The sequence below is a fragment of the Shinella sumterensis genome, from assembly GCF_004514425.2.
Classification (GTDB): domain Bacteria; phylum Pseudomonadota; class Alphaproteobacteria; order Rhizobiales; family Rhizobiaceae; genus Shinella; species Shinella sumterensis.
On the sequence record NZ_MYFN02000054.1, the window covers coordinates 1 to 612 of the forward strand.

Sequence of the window (612 nt, forward strand, 5' to 3'; positions counted from 1 at the left end):
ATGTGCTTCACGGCTTCCAATAGGAGGCCTTGATGGGTGATTTGTTTCTGCTAAGCGAGCGCCAGATGGCGCGGATATCGCCGTTCTTTCCGCTGTCCCACGGAGTGCCGAGGGTCGATGACCGCCGGGTGGTGAGCGGCATCGTCTACGTTATTCGCAACGGTCTCCGGTGGAAGGACGCGCCGACTGGCTACGGTCCGCATAAGACGCTCTACAACCGCTTCATTCGCTGGAGCCGGCTCGGCGTCTTCGACCGGATCTTCGCCGGGCTCGCCGGCAAAGGGCCGAAACCCGAGCGTATCATGATCGACGCGACGCATCTCAAGGCTCACCGCACCGCGGCAAGCCTGCTCAAAAAGGGGATGTTCCCCGTCGTATCGGGCGAACAAAAGGTGGGCTGAACTCGAAGCTCCACACCGTTTGCGACGGTGACGGACGGCCGATCATCCTGCTCCTATCGGAAGGCCAGATGAGCGACCACAAAGGCGCCCGTCTCGTCCTCGACGCCTTGCCGCCGGCCTCTCATCTGATCGCCGACCGCGGCTACGACAGCGCCTGGTTGCGCCAGGAACTGGAAGCACGAGACATCGAGCCGTGCATCCCCTCGAGCCG

The 612-nt window shown here is 62.7% G+C and carries 1 pseudogene; it reads left to right on the plus strand.

Features of this window, described 5'->3' with window-relative positions:
• Positions 1 to 32: 32 nt before the first annotated feature.
• A pseudogene (locus B5M41_RS27230) lies at positions 33 to 612 on the plus strand (IS5 family transposase); the annotation flags it as partial.